Origin of the sequence: uncultured Thiodictyon sp. (assembly GCA_903837595.1) — a bacterium.
GTDB lineage: Bacteria > Pseudomonadota > Gammaproteobacteria > Chromatiales > Chromatiaceae > Thiodictyon.
This window is the reverse complement of sequence record CAILVI010000387.1, coordinates 1-21,647: the sequence shown is the minus strand read 5'-3', so window position 1 is coordinate 21,647 and position 21,647 is coordinate 1. Positions and strand designations below refer to the sequence as shown.

Genomic DNA, 21,647 nt, shown 5'->3' with positions numbered 1-21,647 from the left:
GAAACACGCGCCGAATCCCGAACGCAATGACGGCGCGATCCGATCGGGCAGGCAGCAGCGCCGGACGCCGTCATGAGTGCGGGTGCGAGTGACTGCAATGCCCGGCATGCGGCGCCGGTCGGGCCCCCCAGCGCACCGTTTGCGCGATGGATTCCGGCTGGAGGGTAACGTGCTCGATGCCCAGGGTCTGGGCGGCCCGGCGCAGGGCCTCCAGGGTCTCTGGCCAGCCCAGCAGGTCCGGGACCCGCACATGGGCGGAGAGCGCGACCCGTTTGGAGGACAGCGACCACACATGCAGGTCATGCACCTCGGTAACGCCGGGGACGCGGGCCAGGGTCATCCCGACGCTCTCCAGTGGCAGGCTGCCGGGCACGCCGTCGAGCAGGGTGTGCAGTGCCTCGCTGAGGAGCCCCACGCTGGAGGAGAGAATCAGACCGCAGATCAGGAGCGACAGCAACGGGTCGATGGGCGTCCAACCCGTGGTCCAGATCACCAACCCCGAAACGATGGCGGCCACGGACCCCAGGGCATCGCCCATGACGTGCAACAGCGCACCGCGCACATTGAGATCGCGTTCGCCACGGGCGAGCACCCAGGCAACCACAAGATTCACCACCAGGCCCACGACGGCCACGGCACTCACCGCCAGGCCGTCGATGGTCCGCGGTGACTGGAAACGCCCCCAGGCCGCGGCGGCGATCAGGGCCACGACCACTAGCATGGCCACCGCGTTGATCAGCGCCGCCAGTGACTCGGCGCGCCCCAGGCCATAGCTGTGCCGCGGCGACGGCGGACGGGCCATGAGCCAGGCGGCCAGCCCCGCCAGCCCCAGCGAGGCGGCGTCGGTGACCATGTGGCCGGCGTCCGCGAGCAGCGCCAGCGAACCGGACCACCAACCCGCGGCGGCCTCCACCAGGGCAAACCCCAGGGTGAGACCGAGGGTGAGCAGCAGTGCGGGCAGGGTCGCCGGGACTTGGTGGTCGTGACCATGATGGTCAGCATGGGTCGGGTGGGCGTGGCTCATCAATGTTCCGGTCAACCTGGAAAGGTATCATTGTCGCACCGCTGGGGGCGTCCGGCGCACGGCGACGCTTGGCACGTTGATTGCTCATTTGCGATCTCAAATTGACCCGAGTCGGCCGGCGGCGCCGCTGTCGCGAAATAAATGATATCGATACATTGCCTAACGGGTTCCTTTTGTCGTAGATTCGGCATTGTGCGTCGCAGCATTGTCGTGAACGCTTCATTTTTGTCGGTTTTTCCACGAGGTGGCCGTCATGTCTGCGTGCCTTTCCCGTCGCTTGGTGGTGAGTCGCGACGCCGATTGCGGTCGGCATAGCGCTGCGCAGGGTGCGCATAATGCCTGACACCATTGACAGCCTGGATGCCGGCCCCCCGGAGCTGGTGGAGGGCATCGCGCGCGTGGTCGAGGTCGCGGGGGCGGTCGCCTGGCTGGAGCCGGAGCAGACCACGAGTTGCGGCGGCTGTGCCGCGTCGGGCGCCTGCGGAGCCAAGGGACTGGGGACGGTCGCCAACCGCATCGCGGCGCGCCGCTTTCCGCTGGTGGATCACCCGGGGCTGCGCGTCGGCGAGCGGGTAGTGGTGGGGGTGCGAGGCGATGCACTGGTCAAGGCGGCGCTCACCGCCTATGCCGTGCCATTGGTGACCTTGTTCCTGGGCGGCGGGCTGGCACAATGGGGTTGGGGTCAGGATGCGACGACCATCGCGGGCAGTGTCGGCGGGTTGTTCTTCGGTTTGGTGCTGGCCCGGCTCGGGGCCGGCCGGTTGTTCGCCAGCGGCGCCAGCGCCCCGCGCTTCCTGCGCCGGGTGGGCCAGGCGCCCCAAACCTGTCAAATCATCTAGCTTAAGGTTCAGGCAATGCAGGAATATGTCCTTCTGATGGTCGGCGCGGCCCTGGTCAACAACGTGATCCTGGCGCGCTTCCTTGGCCTGTGTTCGTTCATGGGTGTGACCACCCGGGTCGATACCGCCATGGGCATGGGGCTCGCGACCACCTTCGTGATCACCCTGTCCTCAATGCTGAACTGGGCGGCGCAGGAGTACCTCCTGGAGCCCTTCGGCCTGGATTACCTGCGTACCGTGGTCTTTATTCTGGTCATCGCCGGGGCGGTACAGTTCACCGAGATGACCGTGCGCAAGGTCTCCCCTCCCCTGTTCCAGATGTTGGGCATCTACCTGCCGCTGATCACCACCAACTGTGCGGTACTGGGCGTGGCCCTGCTGCTGATCGAGGGCAAACTCACGTTCATCCAGAGCACCCTGTTCGCCTTCGCCTCCTCGGTCGGTTACAGCCTGGTGATGGTGATCTTTGCCGGGCTGCGCGAACGCCTCGCGCTGGCCGAGGTGCCGCGCCTGTTCGCCGGGCCGCCGATCGGCTTCATCACCGCCAGCCTGCTGGCGCTCGCCTTCATGGGATTCTCCGGCATCAGCACGGTCTAGACCCCTATACTAGGCCCCCTCTATTACAGTCATGTGTCTGCCATAACACTGGAGATTCACTATGTTGATCGCGATCGGTAGTCTCACCGTCATCGGACTGGCGCTCGGCGGCATCTTGGGCACGGCGGCGCGCCTCCTGGCAGTCAAGGTCGACCCACTGGAGTCCGATCTGCAGGCCCTGCTGCCCGGCTCCCAGTGCGGTCAATGCGGCTATGTCGGCTGCGCCCAGGCGGCCAAGGCGCTCGCCCAGGGCGACGCGGCCGTGACGATTTGCCCGCCGGGGGGCAAGGCGGTGGCGGAGGCCCTGGCCAAACGCCTGGGGGTCACGGTGGACCTCTCGACCCATGTGGACCGGGGTCCGGAATTCGCCGCGATCGAGGAGGCACTGTGCATCGGCTGCACCCGCTGCATCAAGGAGTGCTCGGTGGATGGCATCGTCGGGGCCACCAAGCAGATGCATACGATCCTGTCGGAGGCCTGCCACGCCTGCGGCAAATGCATCCCGGTCTGCCCCACCGATGCGATCAAGATGCATCCGGTGCCGGTCACCCTGGGCACCTGGCATTGGCCTAAGCCCTTCGCCGCGCATTAGTTTTTGGAGATCGAGCGATGAAACTGTTTGCGATCCGGGGCGGCATCCATCCCGATTACCGCAAGGAACTGGCCAGCGACAAGGCGATCACCGCCCTGCCGATGCCGGCCAGACTCCAGATCCTGCTCCATCAGCACATCGGCGCACCGGCCCGGCTGATGGTCGCCCCGGGTGAACGGGTCCGCAAGGGTCAGATGATCGCCCAGGGCCAGGGGCCGGTCTCGGCCCCCACGCACGCCCCCACCTCCGGGGTAATCGAGTCGGTGAGCGAGGTCACGGCCCCGCACGCCTCCGGACTGCCCCTGACCGCGGTCGTCCTGGCGCCTGACGGACTGGACGAGTGGGCCACCCTGCCCGACCCCATCACCGACGCGCTGACGGTTGCCCCCCAACAAATCTGGGATCGGGTAGCACAAGCGGGCATCGTGGGCCTGGGCGGGGCCGCCTTCCCCTCGGTGATCAAGCTACACCTGGGGGTGCAGCGCAAGCTGGAGATGCTGGTCCTGAACGGCGCCGAGTGCGAGCCTTACCTCTGCTGCGACGACCGGCTGATGCGCGAACAGGCCGCGGAGGTGGTCGACGGCGCCCGCATCATGGCCCACGCACTGGGTGCCCGGCAGGTCATCGTCGGCATCGAGGAGAACAAGCCGGAGGCTCTGGAGGCCATGACCCGGGCGGCCGCCGAGTTCCCCGACGTCACCATCCAACCGGTACCGGTCCAGTATCCGATGGGTTCCGAGCGCCACCTGGTGCAGGCCCTCACCGGCCGCGAGACCCCGGCCATGAAGCTCACCGCGGACATCGGCGCAGTGGTACATAACGTTGCAACCGCGCAGGCCGTCCATCAGGCAGTCCGCCACGGCCGCCCCCTGATCGACCGGGTGGTAACCGTGAGCGGGCGCGCCGTGCGCGAGCCACGCAACATCCGCACGCCGATCGGCGCCCCGGTCGCCGACCTGATCGCGTTCTGCGGCGGGCTCGTCGGCGTTCCGGCGCGCTTAGTGCTCGGCGGGCCCATGATGGGACAGCCGTTGCCGAACCTGGATGTGCCGGTGATCAAGGGGACCTCGGGTATCCTGGCGCTCGACGCGCAAGAGACCGGTGAGGCGGCCCCAGGCCCCTGCATCCGTTGCGGGACCTGCGTCAGCATCTGCCCCTGCGGCTTGGTGCCGTTGGAGATGGCCGCCTTTATCCGCACCGACGACTTGAAGGGTGCCGCCAACCTGGGCGTGACCGAGTGTCTCTCCTGTGGGAGCTGTTCCTGGGCCTGTCCCTCGCACATCCCGCTGGTGCAGTATTTCAACTATGCCAAGGGGATGCTGAAGACCAAGGAGCGCGAGCGGGCCAAGAGCGAACACACCAAGATGCAGACCGAAGCCCATCGGGCACGCATGGAAAAGGCGGAAGCGGCCAAACTCGCCGCGAAGGCCACGAAGACCACCCGCGCAAGCGCCAATGGCGCCGCCGCCACAGGAACCGCCCCGGACACCCGCCAGTCGCGGGCCGAGGAGCCAACAGAGGCATGATGATCGAGACCGCCACCACCAGCGCGCCGTACACCCATTCGGCAGCCAGCGTCCAGAAGACCATGAACACGGTGATCCTGGCCTTAGTGCCGGCCACCGCGTTCAACCTCTACCTGTTCGGCTGGCCGGCCATGTTCTTGTTCAGCGTCACGCTGTTCTCCTGCGTCGCCATGGAGGGCCTCGCCCTGCTGATCCGCGGCCGACGCCTGCTCCCCACCTTGGGCGACAGTTCCGCGATCCTGACCGGTTGGCTGCTGGCCATGACCCTGCCGCCGTGGGCGCCTTGGTGGACCGGGGTCCTGGGGGCGGTCTTCGCCATCCTGCTCGGTAAGCAGGCCTTCGGCGGTCTGGGGCAGAACCTGTTCAACCCAGCCATGGTGGCGCGCGTCGCCCTGCTGGTCTCCTTTCCGGTGGCCCTGACCTCCTGGGTGGGGCCTCATCCGCTGTTTTGGACCGGGACCCCGGGGTTCCAGGAGGCCCTGAACATCACTTTCGGCGGCCAGATACCGGACGGATTCAGCGCCGCGACCGCGCTCGGGTTTGTCAAGACCGAATTGTCGCGCGGCATCCCGGTGTCTCAATCCATGGGCCAGTTACCCGACCTGATGGACATGGGCCTGGGGCTGCGCGCCGGGAGCCTGGGCGAGACCTCGCTGGTCCTGATCCTGGCCGGCGGCCTCTTCCTTATGTGGAAAAAGATCATTACCTGGCACATCCCGGCGGCGATGCTGGGCACCCTCTTCGTGGTGGCCACCCTGGGGCATACCGCCAATCCCGCGCGCTTCGCCGACGGCACCTTTCACCTGATGTCGGGCGCGGCCTTCCTGGGTGCCTTTTTCATCGCCACTGACTATGTCACCTCGCCGGTGTCCAAGTCGGGGCAGATCGTCTTCGGCTGCGGGGTCGGACTGCTCACTTGGGTCATCCGCTCCTTTGCCGGCTACCCTGAGGGCGTTGCATTCGCCGTGCTGCTGATGAACTCACTCACCCCCATCATCGACCAATACACCCGGCCGCGTCGGTTCGGACGTACCCGCCGGGGTGAGCCGCTGGCGCCCTTGGGGGACAAATGAACAAGAATAGCTCCATCTATCACGGTCTGGTCCTGGGCGCCTTCTGTCTCGGCTTCGGTCTGCTGCTGGCACTCACCCACCGGGTGACCAAAGAGGACATCGCCGCGCGGGCCATGGAGGACCGGCAGAACTCACTCTCCGCGGTGATCCCGGACAGCATCCATGACAACAACCCGGTCACCGACACGGTGACGATCAAGGGTGGCGACGGCAAAGAGCTGACCGTCTACCGCGCCAAGAAGGGCAACCAGGTCACCGGGGTGGCTTACGAGATCAGCGGCATCGGCTACGCCGGCCCGATCAAGCTCATGCTGGGGGTCGGCGCGGATGGCCGGGTCTTGGGCGTGCGGGCGCTCGCCCACAAGGAGACCCCCGGGCTGGGCGACAAGATCGAGATCAAGAAGGGCGACTGGATCACCCGCTTTACCGGCTTGAGCCTCGGCAACCCGCCGGTGGAGAAATGGAAGGTGAAGAAGGACGGCGGCCAGTTCGACCAGTTCAGCGGGGCGACCATCACGCCGCGCGGCGTGGTCGGCGCCATCCGCGAGGGCCTGGCCTTTTTCGCGGCCAACCAGCCGCTGATGACCCAGCAAACAACCCCACAGACGGCAAACCCACAGATATCAAACGAGGTGCGCTGAGATGTCAACCGGATACGGCAGAATCGCCCGCGACGGCCTGTGGGACAACAACGGGGTCCTGGCCATGCTGCTCGGCATGTGCCCGACCATGGCCATGACCACCAGCGCGACCAATGGACTGGGCATGGGGCTCGCCACCGCGGTGGTGATGGCGGCCTCCGGGGCGCTCGTCGCCCTCTTCCGCGGCTACATCACCCAGGAGGTGCGTATCCCGGTCTACATCCTGATCGTCGCCGCCATGGTGACGGTGGTGGATCTCGGAATGAACGCCTATATGCATGACCTCTACAAGGTGCTCGGGCTCTTCATCCCGCTGATCGTCTCCAACTGTCTGCCGTTAGCCCGGTTGGAATCGTTCGCCTCCAAAGAGACGGTCATGCGCTCCCTGGCTGACGGGGTCTTCATGGGCCTCGGCTTCACCCTGGCACTCACCGCGATCGGGGCGGTGCGTGAGATCATCGGCGCCGGCACGCTCTTTGCTGATGCGTCACTGCTACTCGGCCCCGCCTTCAAGTTCATGGAGATGCGGATCATGCCCGAGAGCATGGGCGTCCTCTTGCTGATCCTGCCCCCCGGCGGCTTCCTGGTCGCCGGACTCATGGTGGTCGGCAAGCGGATGATCGACGTGGCCGGCGGCAAGTCCATCCAAATGGCCGGCGCCCACGCCGTCTGACGCCACCGCACGAGACCGACGCGATGAAGATACAAGTCGTCTATGCCACGCCGGCACGCCAGTTCTGGGTCCATGTGGATATCCCGCAAGGCTCCACGGTGAAAGATGCCGTGATGCGCTCCGACGTCCTGCGGCAATTTCCGGAGATCGACCTGGAACAGCAGAAGTTCGGGGTGTTTGGCAAAATCACCGCGCTGGACGCGCCGTTGGAGGACGGCGACCGGGTCGAGATCTACCGCGCCCTGGTCGCCGACCCCAAGCAGGTCAAACAACGCGGCAAGGCGAGCCCCGCGGCCACCTGACCGCCCGATGACGGCGGCCATCCGCCTCGACGCGGTCACGCGGCGCTTCGCCTCCGGGATCGCGGCCCTGGCGGACATCTCATTCGAGGTCCCCGCGGGTCAGTTCGCCGCCGTGCTCGGACCCTCCGGCTGCGGCAAGACCACCCTGCTGCGGATGATCGCGGGACTCGACCGGGCGTGTTCCGGGGTGGTCGCGGTCGGCACCGACGCAGCGCTGGCCCAAACCTCCTGCGTCTTCCAAGACGCGACCCTGATGCCCTGGGCGACGCTCTACGACAATGTGAGCCTGCCCCTGCGTATCCAGGGTACCCCGCGGGCCGACGCCCGCCGCCGTATCGAACCGACCCTGGAGGCCATCGGACTCGGACGGTTCGCCGACGCCTATCCGGGGGAACTCTCCGGGGGCATGCGGATGCGCGCCTCGATCGCCCGCGCACTGGTCACCCACCCGCGGCTGCTGCTGATGGACGAGCCCTTCGCCGCGCTGGACGAGATCACCCGCGCCCGACTCAATGACGACCTGCTGGCACTCTGGCAGGTCCATGGCTTCACGACCGTCTTCGTCACCCACAGCGTCTTCGAGGCGGTGTACTTGAGCCAGCGGGTACTCGTCATGAGCGCACGCCCGGGCCGGGTCATCGCGGACCTGGCCGTCGACCTGCCCTATCCGCGCCCGCCGGATCTCCGCCTGACACCCGCTTACGCAAGCCTGTGCCGTGCAGTCTCGGCGGCGCTGGAGTCCGGCTATGTGGATGGCGGCAGGCAAGCGACTCTGCAAGACCACTAGCGACCGCCACCACTCATGTCACTGCCCCCACTCGAGCGCCGACTATCCGTCGCCCCCATGCTGGACTGGACCGACCGGCACTGCCGCTATTTCCTGCGGCTGATCACCCGGCGCACCCTGCTCTATACCGAGATGGTCACCACCGGTGCACTGATCCACGGCGACCAGGACCGGCACCTGCGGTTCGACCCGGCGGAGCACCCGCTGGCGCTGCAACTCGGCGGCTCGGACCCCCAGGCCCTGGCCCAGTGTGCCCGCCTGGGTCAAGCCTGGGGCTATGACGAGATCAACCTCAACTGCGGCTGCCCCTCCGACCGGGTCCAGAACGGGCGTTTCGGCGCCTGCCTGATGGCCGAGCCGGCGCTGGTCGCCGACTGCGTGGCGGCGATGAAGGCGGCGGTCGCGATCCCGGTGACGGTCAAGTCACGCATCGGCATCGACGATCGCGACAGCTACGAGGAGTTGACCACCTTCGTCGCCGCGGTTGCGGGGGCCGGCTGCGACGCGCTCATCGTCCACGCCCGCAAGGCCTGGCTCCAAGGCCTGAGCCCGCGGGAGAACCGCGAGGTACCGCCGTTGCGCTATGACTGGGTGGCGCGACTCAAGGCCGACTTCCCGGCGCTGCCGATCGCCATCAACGGGGGCATCCGGATCCTCGACGACGCCGCGGGTTTCCTCACCCATCTGGACGGCGTCATGATCGGCCGGGCGGCCTATGAGGACCCCTGGATGCTGGCGCAGGCCGACCGCCTGATCTTCGGCGAGAGCGCGGCGCCCGCGAGCCGCTACGAGGTGTTGGAGCGCTTCCTGCCCTATGTGGCGCGGGAGCTCGCCGCTGGGGTCCCGCTGGGCAACATAAGCCGCCATATCCTCGGGCTCTTCCAAGGCCAGCCCGGGGCGCGCGCCTGGCGCCGTCACATCAGCGAGGAGGCACACCGGCGCGGCGCCGGGTTGGAGGTACTGACCGCCGCGCTGCCGCGGGAGCGGGAGGCATGCCACAACCAAGAACTCGCGTCGGGCACCGCTCGCCCGACTTGCCCCGACGGCGGGGCAGGCTACAGACGGCCCGCCCGGCCCAGCTTGACAGACGCGGCGGGCATCGATAAGATTCCCAGATAAGCAATAAGCTTGATAACATCTCGTTTATCGGGCCAGCCGGCTCGGCCGTCCAGGTCCGCGCACCGCGACAACGGCGGCCGAAACCAGCCAACCTGACTTGCGCTTGCCGGCACCGCCGAGCGTCTTTGCTTGCAAGAACCTGCCGTCAACCGCCGGATTGGCGAACGCCCCGTTCTCGCTTGTCCCTGGAATCGTTGGTTTCGCGCGGTTTGCGTGGTCGCGGACGGTCTGTCAAGCAGACCTTTGGCCCGTGATAGGTTAGGAGCTTTGACAAATATCGTGGGCCACCACTCGAACGCAGCAAACGCAAACTTCTGTTCCGCCCTGGGTTGGACGGGCGAGACAGCACCGAGACCGCTACTGCCAACGCTGGCGTTACGGTATTTCATCTACGCCCTCTTGGCGCTTGGCGCAGGCGTGGCGCTGACCGAGGGCGCGCTTCGGTATCTCGCGTCGCAGCGCACCGTGGTCTCAAACGCATGGGCGATCGAGAACGATACGATCAACCAGATGAACCAACAAAAGGTGCTGGGTTCCGCAACCGACCCGATCTGGCACTCGGCCGGCATCCCCATTGGCCAACGGTCGCCGGGCGTGGGCCGCATTCTAGTCATTGGGGACTCCTTTGTCTGGGGCGACGGCTACCTCAACGCCAACGACATCTGGTGGCGGCAACTTGAGCGGGAGCTCAGGCATCGGGGTTACCCTGGGGTAGAGGTTGTCGCGGCCGGCCGTAATGGGGCGTCCACACAACAGCAACTCGAATGGCTAAGGGACCCAGGCTTCTTACCGACGATCCAACCGGATGCCGTCATCCTTGGTTATGTCACCAACGACCCCGATGTCCGCGGCCCGGACGGCAGGTATCTGGTGCGCCAGTTCGGTCGGGATGTACCGCTCCCGACATGGACCGCACTCGATGCCACCTTGGGCCAGGTTGCGCCGACCTTGGCGGCCCAAATCAAGCCGAAGCTCACTGCCAAGTGGGCAAGCGAACAAACCGATACCTACGCCTACGATACCTGGGAACTCAAGATCCTGGAGTCGCCGAACATTGAGGCCTACGGTCGGATCGTGCAGGAACTCGCTGATTTGCTGCGCAGCGACGATCGGCCCGCGTTCGTGGTGACGCTACCGAACAGGCCCGACCCTGACGCATTCGCGCCGCGCTACCGTCCGGTCGAACCACTGTTTGCTGCCGCCGGGCTGCCCTTCGTCAACCTGCTCGACGAATTTGTCCGCGAATACCCTGAAACTAACGGATTGATCAGCCCCAGCGCTCTGCAGTGGGGCGTGAACCCGGCAAACGCGCACCCAGCCCCGACTGCCACCAGGTTCTACGCCCGCCAGGTAGCCGACATCCTGGAGCACTCAGTCCCGCAGACGCTTGGCGAGCGTCGCCAGGCGTCAGGGCTGCTGGTGCCGAAGCTAAACGACTGGATGCCTCCAGCGGCGGCGGTCGTGGCGACCGCGCCCGGACAATGGCGCCTGCTCTACCCGGGCCCGGACGCACTCGCCCCGCGCCAGCCGCTGGACACGCCGCATGTCATGCTCGCCTTCGAGTTGCCGGTGGCCATACGCAAGGTGAGACTTTCCGGCGAACGATTGGCATCCGCGCGGCTTTGGTTCACCGCGGTCGATCCGGGGACCGGGGTGGACCGCGGCAATCCCATCGGGGGCGAGGTGCGACGGGGCGCGGCGGTCGAGTGGGACTTAGGGGGAAAGGTCGGAGCCGATGCGGTGAATACATTGAGGATCGCCGCCGACGTTGCCGCCCAGCGGGTGGATCGTTCGATCGAGCCGGGTCCCGATGCCATCAGCCAGTGGGGCGGTCACGCCTTTGTCTTCGCAGCGACTGACCTTCACACCGAGGCCGACGACGACATCCACCCGACGCGCTCCGCCTGGATACTCTTGGAGAACGGGGTTCCGCTCAAGCCGGCCCATGCCCAGCATGCCGATATTGCGACCGCTGGGGCTGGGCGCTGGTCTCACTGGAAGGGCCAAGTGGTCTTTTCCGCCAGCGACAATAGCCATCCCAAGAAAAACGGGCGGCGCTACGCACTCGTGAGTTATCCGACTGAACCCAATGCCCTGCAGCTCCAGATCGAGTTTGATGAGGTTGCGGTCCGGCCATGAGCAAGCCCGTCTACGTTCTTGGGATATCGGCCTATTACCACGACTCGGCGGCGGCCCTGCTGAAGGATGGAAAGATCCTGTGTGCCGCCCAAGAGGAGCGCTTTACCCGCATCAAGGGCGACTCCTCATTCCCCCATCACGCGATTGCCTTTTGCCTGGCGCGCGCCGCCATCACCGAGCATGAGGTCGATCACTGGGTCTATTATGAGAATCCCCTGGTCAAGTTCGAGCGGCTGACCGCCATTTATCATTTGACTGCACCGAAGAGCGGCCAGAGCTTCCTGAAGTCCTTTCCCAAGTGGCTGACCTCAAATTTGTGGCTGGAACGCGAGATGCAGTCTGAACTTGGGATCAGCAAGCGTATCGCGATGGGCGACCACCATCTGTCGCATGCCGCGAGCGCCTTCTTCCCGAGCCCATTCAAGGAAGCGGCAATCCTGACCATCGATGGCGTGGGGGAGTGGTCCACCGCCACCTTCGGCGTCGGTCGCGACAACCAGATAGAGCTCTTCAAGGAGATCCGGTTCCCCAATTCCGTCGGTCTGCTCTACTCGGCCTTTACCCACTTTACCGGGTTCAAGATCAATAGCGGGGAGTACAAGCTTATGGGCCTGGCCCCCTATGGCAAGCCGATCTATACAGAGCTGATCCGCAAGGAGATTGTCGACATTCAGGAGGACGGTGCGGTCCATCTCAACCAACGCTACTTTAACTATCTCGGCGGTCTGACGATGACCAACGACCGTTTTGCCGCGCTGTTTGGTGCCCCGCCGCGCGCGCCGGAGACGCCGATCACGCAGCGCGAGATGGACCTGGCCGCGAGCATTCAGGAGGTCCTGAACGAGATCGTCATGAAGATGGCGCACCACGTCCAGCGCGAGACCGGCATGCGTCACCTGGTGATGGCCGGCGGGGTGGCACTGAACGTCGTATCCACCGGCTTGCTCGCGCGCACGGGACCGTTCGACGAGATTTGGATCCAACCCGCCGCCGGCGATGCCGGCAGCGCCTTGGGCGCGGCCCTGTGGCTGTGGCACATGGTGCTGGATCACCCGCGCGCGGCAGAGCAACCGGACGCCATGCAGGGTGCCTTCCTCGGCCCCGAGATCCGGCCCGAGGACGCAACCGATGATGCCGACCTGACGGCCCTGGGCGGCCGCTGGGTGACCATGAGCGAGCCCGATCTCCAGGCCCGGATCGCCGCGCTGATCGCGCAGGGCAAGGTCGTGGCGGTGGCCCGCGGAGCGATGGAGTGGGGACCGCGCGCACTCGGCGCCCGCTCCATCCTGGGCGACCCGCGTTCGCCGCACATGCAGTCTCACATGAACCTGAAGATCAAGTTCCGCGAGAGCTTCCGGCCCTTCGCCCCAATGGTCTTGGCCGAACGCGCCCGTGAGTATTTCGATATCACCCAGGAAAGCCCGTACATGCTGCTGGCCTACCCGGTGACGGCGCGCCGACGACGCACCCCAACCGTGCACGAGGCCAACCTGTGGGGCATCGATCTGCTGAAGGTTCCGCGCTCCGACGTCCCCGCGATCACGCACGTCGATTATTCGGCGCGGGTACAAACCATCGATCTGGTACGCAACCCGTTTATTCATGGGGTGCTCACTGAGTTCGAGCAACTCACTGGCGTCCCGCTCATCATCAACACCAGCTTTAACGTGCGCGGGGAACCCATCGTCTGCACCGCGCGCGATGCCTACCGCTGTTTCGTCGCGACTGAGATCGATTGTCTCGTGGTCGGCAATCGACTGTTCTTGCGCGACCAACAGTCAGGCGGTGCGATGGACGAAGCGCAGCGCGAGCGTTGGCTCGCCAATTTCGCATTGGACTGATCATGACCAAGAGTCACTACCTGGCGCGTCGGCAGGCACGACTGAGCCTGGACGAACTCAAACGCGACATCGTCTTTGGGTTAGTCGTTTCGGGCATGCTGAGTGCCGTTGGTCTTTGGAAATATTTTTTCCTGATCGGTGCCTCTGACCGCCTGTGGCTGCTCGTCGCCGCGCTTGGCGGCATCGGACTGCTGCTTAGCCTGGTGTTCCCATCCGCGTGGCATCTCCCACAGTCCGCACTCGGTGCCGTGATCCGCACCGTCGGCGGCGCCCTCTTTGCGGTGCTCCTCGGGTTGGTCTATATCCTCTTGATGACCCCGCTTGGTTGGCTCGTGCGTGTGATCAAGGGCAACGCACCAATCTACCAGTGGGCTGAACGTCCGCCCCCAGCGATGGAAGGCTGGTACCCGAAGGAGGTGCTCTTCGAGACCAATCAAGGCCACGGCGGCAGCCAGGGCCCGGCGCGGCGTTTTCTTAATGTGATGGCGTTTTTTGCCAGCCGCGGCCACTACGTGTTCTTGCCGACGCTGGTGATCCTCGTGGCCCTTGGGCTGGTGCTGTTCTTCGTCAAGACCTCGGCCCTGGCACCGTTGATCTACACCTTGTTCTAGCGTTGCCGATCCCGCCGCCCCGCGGCGACCTCACCAGCAGATCAATCCCTTGCTGTTGCCCTGGCGGTCAGGCACCGCCCCCCCTGACTGAGCGCGGTCACCCTGACCGGACACCCCTTAAGGGTGCAAGGCGCCGACGATTCGGTTAGGGTGTTTCTTTGTCCGACCGCGCCGGACGGCGTGCAGCAGGTCAGTGCCGATGCATGAACTCTCCATCTGTCAGTCCCTGCTCGATCAGGTCGAGGGGATCGCACGGCAACACGGCGCCAGCCGGGTGGAGCGCATTCTGCTCCAGGTCGGCCCGCTCGCCGGGCTGGAACCGGCCCTGTTGATGAGCGCCTGGCCCCTGGCGGCGACCGGTACGGTGGCCGAGACCGCGAAACTGGTGATCGAACCCGCGCCGGTACGAGTCAGCTGCCTGGACTGCCACGCGGAATCGGCGGCCACCCCCAATCGCCTACTGTGCGCTAGTTGCGGGGGCTTCCGCACCCGGCTCATCAGCGGCGACGAACTGCTCCTGGCCAGGGTGGAGTTGACCATCCCGGACGCCACCACGAACCCGGACGGCTGACGCGCCCATGCGCGAACAGCCACTTAATTCTTACGCTGACCGATTCTGAGACCACTCATGTGTGACACCTGCGGCTGCAACATCACCCCCGGCAACGAACACCTGGTCCGCGGGGACGGGCCGCTCGCCCGCACCGCCGACGGCCGAGCGGCGGTGACGGTGCTCCAGTGCCTGCTCACCGAAAACGACCATCAGGCCGCGCACAATCGCGAACATTTCGACCAGCACGGCACCCTCACGCTGAATCTGATGTCCTCCCCGGGGGCGGGCAAGACCAGCCTGCTGGAGGCGACCATCGACGCCTTGGGCGGGCGCCTGCGGATCGCCGTGATCGAGGGCGACCTGGAGACCGAGAACGACGCGGTCCGCATCCGCGCCAAGGGCGTACCGGCGATCCAGATCGCCACCGGCAGCGCCTGCCACCTGGATGCCCACATGGTCCACGCGGCCCTGCACAACCTGGATCTCGACGGGATCGACATCCTGTTCATCGAGAACGTGGGCAACCTGGTCTGCCCGGCGAGCTTCGACCTGGGCCAGCACCGCAACGTCACCCTCATCTCGGTCCCGGAGGGAGACGACAAGCCGGCCAAGTACCCGGTGATGTTCCGCGCGGCCGACCTGGTGCTCTGCACCAAGTCCGACCTGCTGCCCCTGCTGCCCGAGTTCCAGCCGGAGAGCGCCGAGCGCTACCTGCGCAATCTGGCAAGCTCCGCGCCCTTTGCGGTGCTGTCCACCCGCGGCCCCGGCCACCTGGAGCCCTGGCTCGAATGGCTGCAGGAGGAGCTCACCGCGCAACGCGCACGGCTGGAGCAGGGCCTCACCACCAAGTCCGGTGGCCAGTCAGCGGGCGCGCGATTGCATACGACAGAGGCGGGCGGCCACACCCATCACCACCATGGGCACGTGCACGGGCATCACCATGACCATCATCACAGCTGAGGCTGGGGTCCGCGTGCGTGCCGCGTGTGCGCGTCACGACCAGAGATAGTGGACCCCCAGTCAGGTTGCACCGTCGCGCGCACGCCGGACGGGGCATTCGCCCCGTCCGGAACCGTTTGAAGCAGCTAGCGAATCCGCTATGCCGCCCGGTCCCGAAACATTCGAGATGGGGTTGCAAACCCCGTCCCGCCCGCGAGGGCAGGCGCCGGTCGCCCTGAAGGGCGGCCTAGATTACGCAGACCCCTGCGCCAACCCCAGCTCGAGCCCCATGCGATAGAGGTCGTTCTTACGCCCACCGGTAAGGCGGGCAGCGAGGCCGGCGGCCTGGCGCAGCGGCAGCTCGGCAGCCAGTACGCGCAGCACACGCTCCTGCTCCACCTGGTCGGCCGACCCCGGGTCCTGCCAACCCTCAATCAGTAGGACCATCTCGCCCAGGCGCTGCTCGTCCTCGGCCGTCAGCCGATCCGCCAGTTCGCGTACCGAGCCGGAAAGGAAGGTCTCGAACCGCTTGGTGAGTTCCCGGCCCACCACCGCGCGCCGGGTCTCCCCGAGCACGGTCGCGGCATCGGCCAGCGTCAGGGCGGCGCGGCGGCCGCTTTCGTAGAGGATCAGGGTGCCGGGCTCCCGCGCCACCGCCTGTAGCCAGAGCCGCCGCTGGGCGCCGGTACGGGGCGGAAAGCCGAGGAAGAGAAAGCGGTCACTGGGCAGGCCGGCCGCCGATAGTGCGCAGATGGCGGCGTTGGCCCCGGGGACCGGCACCACGGTGAGCCCCCGGGCGCGGGCGGCGACGACCAAGTCGTAGCCCGGGTCACTGATCAGGGGGGTGCCGGCATCCGAGACCAAGGCGACGCTGAGGCCGGACTCCAGGGTCTCGATCAGGCGGGCGGCGGCCGTGGCCTCGTTGTAGTCGTGGTAGGCGATGAGCCGGGTGGTGATGCCGCAATGGGCCAGCAGCCGGCGGGTCTCCCGGGTGTCCTCGGCGGCGATCAGGTCGACGTCCGTCAGGACCTTGCGCGCCCGCTCGGTCAGGTCGCCCAGATTGCCGATAGGCGTTGCCACCACGTATAGTAAGCCACATCGTTCGTCCATTCCGACCATCTCCGCTGCTGTAATGGAACGCCTATCATGCACCAAGATCGCCCCGTCCCCCATGCGCATTGCGTCCCGGCCCAGGGTAGCGCCCCCGCGCTGATCGCAACCCTGGTCGCGGCCCTCGCCTTGAGCGGCTGCGCCGGCTTCCCCTGGCAGAAGGCGCCGCCGCCACCCAGCATCCGCGGCGGCTATGCGGCGGGCGACAAGCTGATGGTCATCCTGCCCGCCAAGGGCCCGGTGGCGGACGCGGCCAACGCGGTCCGCGAGGGGCTGCGCGCGGCTAACGGCGCGGACGACACGGCCGCCAAGCCCGCCTTGACCTTCATCGCCAACGACGACCCCAAGAAGATGGCGGCGGACTATAAAGGCGCCATCGGGGCGGGCGCGACCCAGGTGATCGGCCCCCTGCTCAAGCCCTCCGTGGACGTCCTGGCGGGCGGTCCGGCGCTGAAGGTGCCGACCCTGGCCCTCAACCAGGCGACCACGCCCGGCAAACCCGCGGCCAATCTCTATCAGTTTGCCCTGGCCCCGGAGACCGAGGCGGTGGATGTGGCCAACAAGGCGAAGGCCCGGGGTTTCACCCGCGCACTGATGCTCTCCCCCAAGGGTGAGGCGGGGAGCCGACGCGCCGATGCCTTCCGCCGCCAGTGGCAGAAGCTCGGCGGGACCCTGGTGGGCGAAGCAAGCCTCGACCCGGCCGCGGCGAACCTGAGCAAGTCACTGAACGCCTTGCTCCACAAGGGTGCGGCGGACGTCCTGTTCCTGGCCACCGACGCCGACCAGGCGCGCAAGGTCTTTCCGGCGGTGCGCGACGGGGCGGTCTCACTCCCGGTGGTAGCCACCTCGGCGGTCTACTCGGGTCAGCCCGACCCGGTCCGCGACAAGGCTTTGACCGGACTCTATTTCGTCGACGCACCCTGGGTCCTGGGGGTGGGCGCGGCGGATGATCCGCTGGCACGCGCCAAGCTCAAGCGGGGCTCCAGCGCGCTCGCCACGCCGCTGGGTCTGCGGCTCTATGCGATGGGCATCGACGCCTACCGCCTGGCCCCGCGCCTGAGCACGCTGGCCAAGGACGCCGGCGCCACCTTCCCGGGCGAGTCCGGCACTCTGTCCATCGACAGCGCCGGCCGGGTCCAGCGCCAACTGACGCTGGCCCAGTTCACCGCGAGCGGCCCCCAGCCGGCGCCCGCCATGGTGGCGGCCAAACCCGGCGTGCCGGCCACGGCAGCACCGGCCGACCAGCCCGCCAAACCCGCCAAACCCGCCAAGGCCAAGCATCCCACCAAGGCGAAGCCCGCCACCAAGCCGAAGCCCGCAACTGGAACGGAACCCGCGGCCCCGGCAGAGCCCGCGGCCAAGGCGGAGCCGCCGACGCCGATCGCGCGGCCGCAGCGCATCGCCCCGGCACCGCGGCCGGAGCCCGTCACCCCGGCGCCACAGCCGGAGCCCGTCGCCCGGCCCGGGTGACAGACCCCGCGTCCCCGGGCGCCGTCGGCGAGGACAAGGAGCGCCTCGCCGCGCGCTATCTCCAGGCCCAGGGGTTGCGCCTGATTGCCCGCAACCATCGCTGCCGGTTCGGTGAGATCGACCTGGTGATGGGGGATCGCGACTGTCTGGTCTTCGTTGAGGTCCGTTATCGCCGCTCCGGGCGTTTCGGCGGCCCTGAACAGAGCGTGGACTATCACAAGCAACGGCGCCTGTGCGCCGCCGCCGAGCACTACCTCCGGTGTCACCCCAGCGTGCTACCCTGCCGCTTCGACGTGGTGGCGATCCGCGACCAGGATCAGATCCGGTGGATCAAAAATGCATTTGGTGCGTAATCCTGTCCATTTTTCGTCAGTCCAGTGCAACGGTTGTTGGTAACCGATGCGCTTTACTCCCGGGAGGCTGAGCCAACGTGTCTCATCAGAAGAAGCCTGGACCATCCAACTGCCCGCGACCCTGGGCGGGACTCCTCTTGGTCGCCGTGGCGGCGTCAATCACCGGATGCGTCCCGGTCATCATCGGCGGGGCGGCGCTGGGCGCGGCGGCGGTCTACGACCGCCGGGGTGCCGCCGCCGTCATTGAGGACCAGCAGATCGAATTCAACGCCGCGCGAGCCATTGAGGCCGAGCCGGGCCTCCAGGGACGTGGTCGCGTCTCGGTGACCAGTTACGACTACCAGGTGCTGCTGACCGGACAGGTGCGCAGCCCCGCGGAGGTGGATCTGGCGGCCGGGGTGGTACGCCGTATGTCCAAGGTCAAGAAGGTCATCAACGAGGTCACGATCGGACCAGACATCAGCCTGCCACGCCAGAGCGAGGATGTGATCGTGACCTCGCGGGCCAAGTTCGCACTCTTCAACGTCAAGGTGCCGAGCTTCGACCCGACCAAGGTCAAGGTCGTGACCGAGGACGGCGTGGTCTATCTGCTGGGCCTGGTCTCGGCCGCGGAGGGCGACGCGGCGGCCGAGCAGGTCCGCTATGTCCCTGGGGTCAAGCAAGTGGTGAAGCTCTTTGAGTACCAGGAACCAAGGACCTGACCTGAGCCCCGGACTGCGCTCGGACCTGGCCGCCGCCGTCGGGCCGGACCGGCTGCTCACCGACCCGGCAGACTGCTGGCCCTATGGCTATGACAACAGCCGCCGTCACGCCCTCCCCCAAGCGGTGGTCTTCGCCGCAGATGGCGAACAGGTCGAGCGCCTGGTCCGGCTGTGTGCGGCGGCGGGCCTGCCCTTGGTGGCCCGTGGGCGCGGCACCGGCACCACCGGGGCGACGGTACCGGACCGGGGCGGGGTGGTCCTGTCATTCGAGCGCATGAACCGTATCCTGCGCATCGCCCCCGCAGACCGGCTGGCGATCTGCGAGCCCGGGGTGGTCAACGCCGACCTGCAGCGCGCGGTGGGTGCGGTAGGCTTTTTCTGGCCGCCTGACCCCACGAGTGCGGCGGTCTGCACCGTCGGCGGCAATCTGGCCTACAACTCGGCCGGCCCCCGGGCGGTGAAATATGGCACCCCGCGGGAGAACACTCTGGGACTCGCGGCCGTCACCGGGCGCGGGGAGCCGATCCGTACCGGCGTACTGACCACCAAGGGCGTGGTCGGCTATGACCTGACACGTCTCATCATCGGCTCCGAGGGGACGCTGGCGCTGATCACGCAAGCCACAGTCAAGCTGACCCCGCTGCCCGAGGCCACCCGGACGCTGCGCGCCGCCTACCGGGATATCCATGCCGCGGCGGCGGCCGTGTCCGCGATCATGGCCCAGCCAGTCATCCCGTGCGCACTCGAATTCATGGACGGCGCGGCACTAGCCATGGTGCGCGGTTATGCGGCACTCGACGTGCCGGCGGCAACCGGCGCCCTGCTGATGATCGAGGTGGACGGACCGGCCGCCTGTATCGCCGGCGCGGTCACTGCCGTGGCGGACGCCGCCCGCAATGAGGGCCTGCTGGAGGTCGGTCACGCCCGGGATGAGGCGGAGGTTGCGGCCCTATGGCGGACGCGCAAGGCCCTGTCACCGGCGCTGCGGCAGGCCGCCCCCAAGAAAATCAACGAGGACGTGGTGGTGCCGGTCTCGCGCCTGGGCGAGTTCATTGATGGACTGGAGCGCCTGGCTCGGGAGACCGGCATCCGCATCGTCAACTTCGGCCATGCCGGCAACGGCAACATCCATGTCAACCTGTTGATGAATCCAGACGATCCGCAAGAGATGGCACGCGCCCGGACCTGCCTGGACGCGGTCTTCTCACTGGTCCTGGGGCTCGACGGGACCCTTTCCGGGGAACACGGGGTGGGGCTGGAGAAGCGCGACTTCGTCGCCCGGGAGATCGACGCCCCCACCCTGGCGGTGATGGCGGCGGTGAAACAGAGCTTCGACCCGGCGGGGATACTCAATCCGGGGAAGGGCCTGCCAAGCGAGTGACACTCAACGAGGACGACCTGCAGGCTGGAGACATCTGAACCAGACGCTGGACGACACGATCGAACGGGTTAGGGGTGACCTTTTTGTCACAGACGAGGAGCGTCTGGCACTGGCTGGCGGGCACGCACGGGATGCCATACCCGCCGCTGGGCCCGAGGTGACGACCCACAACGGTCAGTGTATCGGGTCACGCCGACGCTGCTGGAAGGACTGCGCGCACTCGGCGAGACCAGGGAATACAAAGGGCGACTAATGCGCGCAGGCGCGAGCAGCCTCGTCACGGGTGTAGAAGCGGCCCTCGCGGATGAATCCGCTGACGAGCCCCGCGCAGGTGTGGGTCACGTGCCCGCGCGCATCGCGCACGGCGATCCAGTCTTCCGGCAGCCCATCAAGCACATGCAGCGGGGCCGCAGAACCGTCCGCGAACCGGGCGATGGCCAGGTCGCCACTCGCATTGTGGCGGAAGCCGGGCACGAAACCCCGGCGCTCATTGTGCAGACCGAGTGCGCGTGTACGCTCAAACAGGACTTTCTCGTCCCGAAGTGACAATTGGGTCAGCGCACCGCGCTGCTGGCGTGTACGCTCTTGTTGCTGGGGTTGGACGGTCGCGATACTAAGTTGCAGTGACTCGGCGTACATCTGGGTTCTCCCGATCTTGGTTCGGTCCCCGCTGGGGTCCCTTGACCAAAATGCAGCATTCCGCGTGCCAACGATCCTGAGGCCACTCATGGCCGTGGCGCGCCCGGACGCCGGCCCCATCACCCGCGGCAGATGCAGGTGCCGCACCCGCGGGCAGCGGGAGAGGAAGGCATCAGCGACCGGACGCATCGAGACGCCGACGCTGACCACGAGAGCGGCGCGCGCCGGGTCGCGGATCTCGGCCAGCGTGATGCCGCCCTGGCTCTGCGCCACGTGATCCTCGTCGCGGAGCTGACCATCCAGTGAGGTCGAGAGATCGGGCAGTGCGTCCACCCGGCAGCCGAAGTCGATCAGCAGTTCCCTGTGCGCGGCTGCCTCAGCCGGACTCTTTCCCGCCTTGGGCGGCCCCGGTGTCAGACTCGATTCGCGCCGTCGGCCGTGCGGGGGCCGAGTACGGCCTGCGGATAGGTCTGGTCGGAGAGGGCCGAACCGGTGTCGGTGCGGTGTATTTCATCGAGCAAGGCTTTGGCATATTCGTTTGCGTCCGCGACGCACGAGCCGCGCCTTGAACTTCTCCGCGAGGCCGCAACGGGTCCGGCTGGCGGCCTGGGTGTAATGGTTGACACAGGAGACGACGAATGCCAACACTGAGTTCACCTCAGGCGCAGGGCGCCTGGGTCGGTTTACCGTGCGGTCTACAACGAGCCATTCCGGGGTACGAAGCAGTGCTGGCTGGT

At 66.9% G+C, this 21,647-nt stretch carries 22 protein-coding genes; 19 read left to right on the top strand and 3 right to left on the bottom strand.

Going from position 1 to position 21,647, the window contains the following annotated elements; genetic code table 11:
• Positions 1–70: 70 nt before the first annotated feature.
• Positions 71–1,024 (bottom strand): cation diffusion facilitator family transporter, encoded by a 954-nt coding sequence (locus tag QZY44_RS22900; RefSeq protein WP_295453141.1) that lies wholly within the window; start codon positions 1,022–1,024, stop codon positions 71–73.
• A 335-nt stretch (positions 1,025–1,359) separates the two neighbouring features.
• Here QZY44_RS22900 and QZY44_RS22895 point away from each other — a divergent pair, with 335 nt between their 5' ends.
• The 15 genes from QZY44_RS22895 (at position 1,360) to hypB (ending at position 15,277) form a co-directional block, all read left to right on the top strand.
• Positions 1,360–1,863 carry a SoxR reducing system RseC family protein gene (locus QZY44_RS22895; protein WP_295453136.1) on the top strand — a complete coding sequence of 168 codons (504 nt, stop codon included), beginning with the start codon at positions 1,360–1,362 and terminating at the stop codon, positions 1,861–1,863.
• 15 nt (positions 1,864–1,878) lie between these two features.
• Entirely contained in the window at positions 1,879–2,460 is a 582-nt protein-coding gene (rsxA, locus tag QZY44_RS22890; RefSeq protein WP_295453132.1) for an electron transport complex subunit RsxA, read from the top strand.
• Positions 2,461–2,521: 61 nt separating this feature from the next.
• Positions 2,522–3,052 carry an RnfABCDGE type electron transport complex subunit B gene (locus tag QZY44_RS22885; protein WP_295453128.1) on the top strand — a complete coding sequence of 177 codons (531 nt, stop codon included), beginning with the start codon at positions 2,522–2,524 and terminating at the stop codon, positions 3,050–3,052.
• A gap of 17 nt (positions 3,053–3,069) precedes the next feature.
• A complete protein-coding gene (gene rsxC, locus QZY44_RS22880; protein WP_295453122.1) occupies positions 3,070–4,578 on the top strand; it encodes an electron transport complex subunit RsxC in 1,509 nt (502 codons plus the stop codon).
• Positions 4,575–5,651, top strand: coding sequence for an RnfABCDGE type electron transport complex subunit D (locus QZY44_RS22875; RefSeq protein ID WP_295453117.1), 1,077 nt, complete (start codon positions 4,575–4,577; stop codon positions 5,649–5,651). The genes rsxC and QZY44_RS22875 overlap by 4 nt, the downstream gene beginning before the upstream one ends.
• Positions 5,648–6,292 (top strand): electron transport complex subunit RsxG, encoded by a 645-nt coding sequence (gene rsxG / locus QZY44_RS22870; RefSeq protein WP_295453114.1) that lies wholly within the window; start codon positions 5,648–5,650, stop codon positions 6,290–6,292. The genes QZY44_RS22875 and rsxG overlap by 4 nt, the downstream gene beginning before the upstream one ends.
• A gap of 1 nt (position 6,293) precedes the next feature.
• Entirely contained in the window at positions 6,294–6,965 is a 672-nt protein-coding gene (locus QZY44_RS22865; RefSeq protein WP_295453110.1) for an electron transport complex subunit E, read from the top strand.
• A 23-nt stretch (positions 6,966–6,988) separates the two neighbouring features.
• A complete protein-coding gene (locus QZY44_RS22860; RefSeq protein ID WP_295453106.1) occupies positions 6,989–7,267 on the top strand; it encodes an RnfH family protein in 279 nt (92 codons plus the stop codon).
• 7 nt (positions 7,268–7,274) lie between these two features.
• Complete coding sequence (locus QZY44_RS22855; RefSeq protein ID WP_295453101.1) at positions 7,275–8,054, top strand: ABC transporter ATP-binding protein; 780 nt, start codon at positions 7,275–7,277, stop codon at positions 8,052–8,054.
• A gap of 15 nt (positions 8,055–8,069) precedes the next feature.
• Positions 8,070–9,173 (top strand): tRNA dihydrouridine(20/20a) synthase DusA, encoded by a 1,104-nt coding sequence (gene dusA / locus QZY44_RS22850; protein ID WP_295453098.1) that lies wholly within the window; start codon positions 8,070–8,072, stop codon positions 9,171–9,173.
• A gap of 510 nt (positions 9,174–9,683) precedes the next feature.
• Positions 9,684–11,312, top strand: a complete 1,629-nt coding sequence (locus QZY44_RS22845) for a GDSL-type esterase/lipase family protein (protein WP_295453095.1) — start codon at positions 9,684–9,686, stop codon at positions 11,310–11,312.
• Complete coding sequence (locus QZY44_RS22840) at positions 11,309–13,153, top strand: carbamoyltransferase (RefSeq protein ID WP_295453090.1); 1,845 nt, start codon at positions 11,309–11,311, stop codon at positions 13,151–13,153. The genes QZY44_RS22845 and QZY44_RS22840 overlap by 4 nt, the downstream gene beginning before the upstream one ends.
• Before the next feature lie 2 nt (positions 13,154–13,155).
• A complete protein-coding gene (locus QZY44_RS22835) occupies positions 13,156–13,764 on the top strand; it encodes a DUF5989 family protein (protein WP_295453087.1) in 609 nt (202 codons plus the stop codon).
• Positions 13,765–13,963: 199 nt separating this feature from the next.
• The gene (locus QZY44_RS22830; RefSeq protein WP_295453084.1) at positions 13,964–14,335 is read left to right on the top strand and encodes a hydrogenase maturation nickel metallochaperone HypA; all 372 of its coding nucleotides are present in this window, start codon (positions 13,964–13,966) and stop codon (positions 14,333–14,335) included.
• Positions 14,336–14,392: 57 nt separating this feature from the next.
• On the top strand, positions 14,393–15,277 hold the full coding sequence (hypB, locus tag QZY44_RS22825; protein ID WP_295453080.1) for a hydrogenase nickel incorporation protein HypB: 885 nt from the start codon (positions 14,393–14,395) through the stop codon (positions 15,275–15,277).
• Between the two features lie 231 nt (positions 15,278–15,508).
• Here the strand turns inward: hypB and rsmI are convergent, their stop codons facing one another.
• Entirely contained in the window at positions 15,509–16,366 is an 858-nt protein-coding gene (gene rsmI, locus QZY44_RS22820; protein WP_295453076.1) for a 16S rRNA (cytidine(1402)-2'-O)-methyltransferase, read from the bottom strand.
• Positions 16,367–16,402: 36 nt separating this feature from the next.
• Here rsmI and QZY44_RS22815 point away from each other — a divergent pair, with 36 nt between their 5' ends.
• From QZY44_RS22815 to QZY44_RS22800, 4 genes are all read left to right on the top strand, one after another.
• Positions 16,403–17,836: a penicillin-binding protein activator gene (locus QZY44_RS22815; RefSeq protein WP_295453073.1), complete on the top strand. Its 1,434-nt coding sequence runs from the start codon at positions 16,403–16,405 to the stop codon at positions 17,834–17,836.
• Positions 17,833–18,189 (top strand): YraN family protein, encoded by a 357-nt coding sequence (locus QZY44_RS22810; protein ID WP_295453070.1) that lies wholly within the window; start codon positions 17,833–17,835, stop codon positions 18,187–18,189. The genes QZY44_RS22815 and QZY44_RS22810 overlap by 4 nt, the downstream gene beginning before the upstream one ends.
• A gap of 77 nt (positions 18,190–18,266) precedes the next feature.
• The gene (locus tag QZY44_RS22805; protein WP_295453065.1) at positions 18,267–18,890 is read left to right on the top strand and encodes a BON domain-containing protein; all 624 of its coding nucleotides are present in this window, start codon (positions 18,267–18,269) and stop codon (positions 18,888–18,890) included.
• Positions 18,865–20,271 carry an FAD-linked oxidase C-terminal domain-containing protein gene (locus QZY44_RS22800; RefSeq protein WP_295453062.1) on the top strand — a complete coding sequence of 469 codons (1,407 nt, stop codon included), beginning with the start codon at positions 18,865–18,867 and terminating at the stop codon, positions 20,269–20,271. Before QZY44_RS22805 ends, QZY44_RS22800 begins: the two co-directional genes overlap by 26 nt.
• Before the next feature lie 249 nt (positions 20,272–20,520).
• Here QZY44_RS22800 and QZY44_RS22795 read toward each other — a convergent pair whose 3' ends face one another.
• A complete protein-coding gene (locus QZY44_RS22795) occupies positions 20,521–21,243 on the bottom strand; it encodes a hypothetical protein (protein ID WP_295453059.1) in 723 nt (240 codons plus the stop codon).
• Between the last annotated feature and the right edge of the window lie 404 nt (positions 21,244–21,647).

Excerpts from the sequence above, each read along its gene's own strand:
- QZY44_RS22900 (WP_295453141.1), bottom strand. The coding sequence starts at position 1,024 with ATGAGCCACGCCCACCCGACCCATGCTGACCATCATGGTCACGACCAC.
- QZY44_RS22895 (WP_295453136.1), top strand. The coding sequence starts at position 1,360 with ATGCCTGACACCATTGACAGCCTGGATGCCGGCCCCCCGGAGCTGGTG.
- rsxA (WP_295453132.1), top strand. The coding sequence starts at position 1,879 with ATGCAGGAATATGTCCTTCTGATGGTCGGCGCGGCCCTGGTCAACAAC.
- QZY44_RS22885 (WP_295453128.1), top strand. The coding sequence starts at position 2,522 with ATGTTGATCGCGATCGGTAGTCTCACCGTCATCGGACTGGCGCTCGGC.
- rsxC (WP_295453122.1), top strand. The coding sequence starts at position 3,070 with ATGAAACTGTTTGCGATCCGGGGCGGCATCCATCCCGATTACCGCAAG.
- QZY44_RS22875 (WP_295453117.1), top strand. The coding sequence starts at position 4,575 with ATGATGATCGAGACCGCCACCACCAGCGCGCCGTACACCCATTCGGCA.
- rsxG (WP_295453114.1), top strand. The coding sequence starts at position 5,648 with ATGAACAAGAATAGCTCCATCTATCACGGTCTGGTCCTGGGCGCCTTC.
- QZY44_RS22865 (WP_295453110.1), top strand. The coding sequence starts at position 6,294 with ATGTCAACCGGATACGGCAGAATCGCCCGCGACGGCCTGTGGGACAAC.
- QZY44_RS22860 (WP_295453106.1), top strand. The coding sequence starts at position 6,989 with ATGAAGATACAAGTCGTCTATGCCACGCCGGCACGCCAGTTCTGGGTC.
- QZY44_RS22855 (WP_295453101.1), top strand. The coding sequence starts at position 7,275 with ATGACGGCGGCCATCCGCCTCGACGCGGTCACGCGGCGCTTCGCCTCC.
- dusA (WP_295453098.1), top strand. The coding sequence starts at position 8,070 with ATGTCACTGCCCCCACTCGAGCGCCGACTATCCGTCGCCCCCATGCTG.
- QZY44_RS22845 (WP_295453095.1), top strand. The coding sequence starts at position 9,684 with ATGAACCAACAAAAGGTGCTGGGTTCCGCAACCGACCCGATCTGGCAC.
- QZY44_RS22840 (WP_295453090.1), top strand. The coding sequence starts at position 11,309 with ATGAGCAAGCCCGTCTACGTTCTTGGGATATCGGCCTATTACCACGAC.
- QZY44_RS22835 (WP_295453087.1), top strand. The coding sequence starts at position 13,156 with ATGACCAAGAGTCACTACCTGGCGCGTCGGCAGGCACGACTGAGCCTG.
- QZY44_RS22830 (WP_295453084.1), top strand. The coding sequence starts at position 13,964 with ATGCATGAACTCTCCATCTGTCAGTCCCTGCTCGATCAGGTCGAGGGG.
- hypB (WP_295453080.1), top strand. The coding sequence starts at position 14,393 with ATGTGTGACACCTGCGGCTGCAACATCACCCCCGGCAACGAACACCTG.
- rsmI (WP_295453076.1), bottom strand. The coding sequence starts at position 16,366 with ATGGACGAACGATGTGGCTTACTATACGTGGTGGCAACGCCTATCGGC.
- QZY44_RS22815 (WP_295453073.1), top strand. The coding sequence starts at position 16,403 with ATGCACCAAGATCGCCCCGTCCCCCATGCGCATTGCGTCCCGGCCCAG.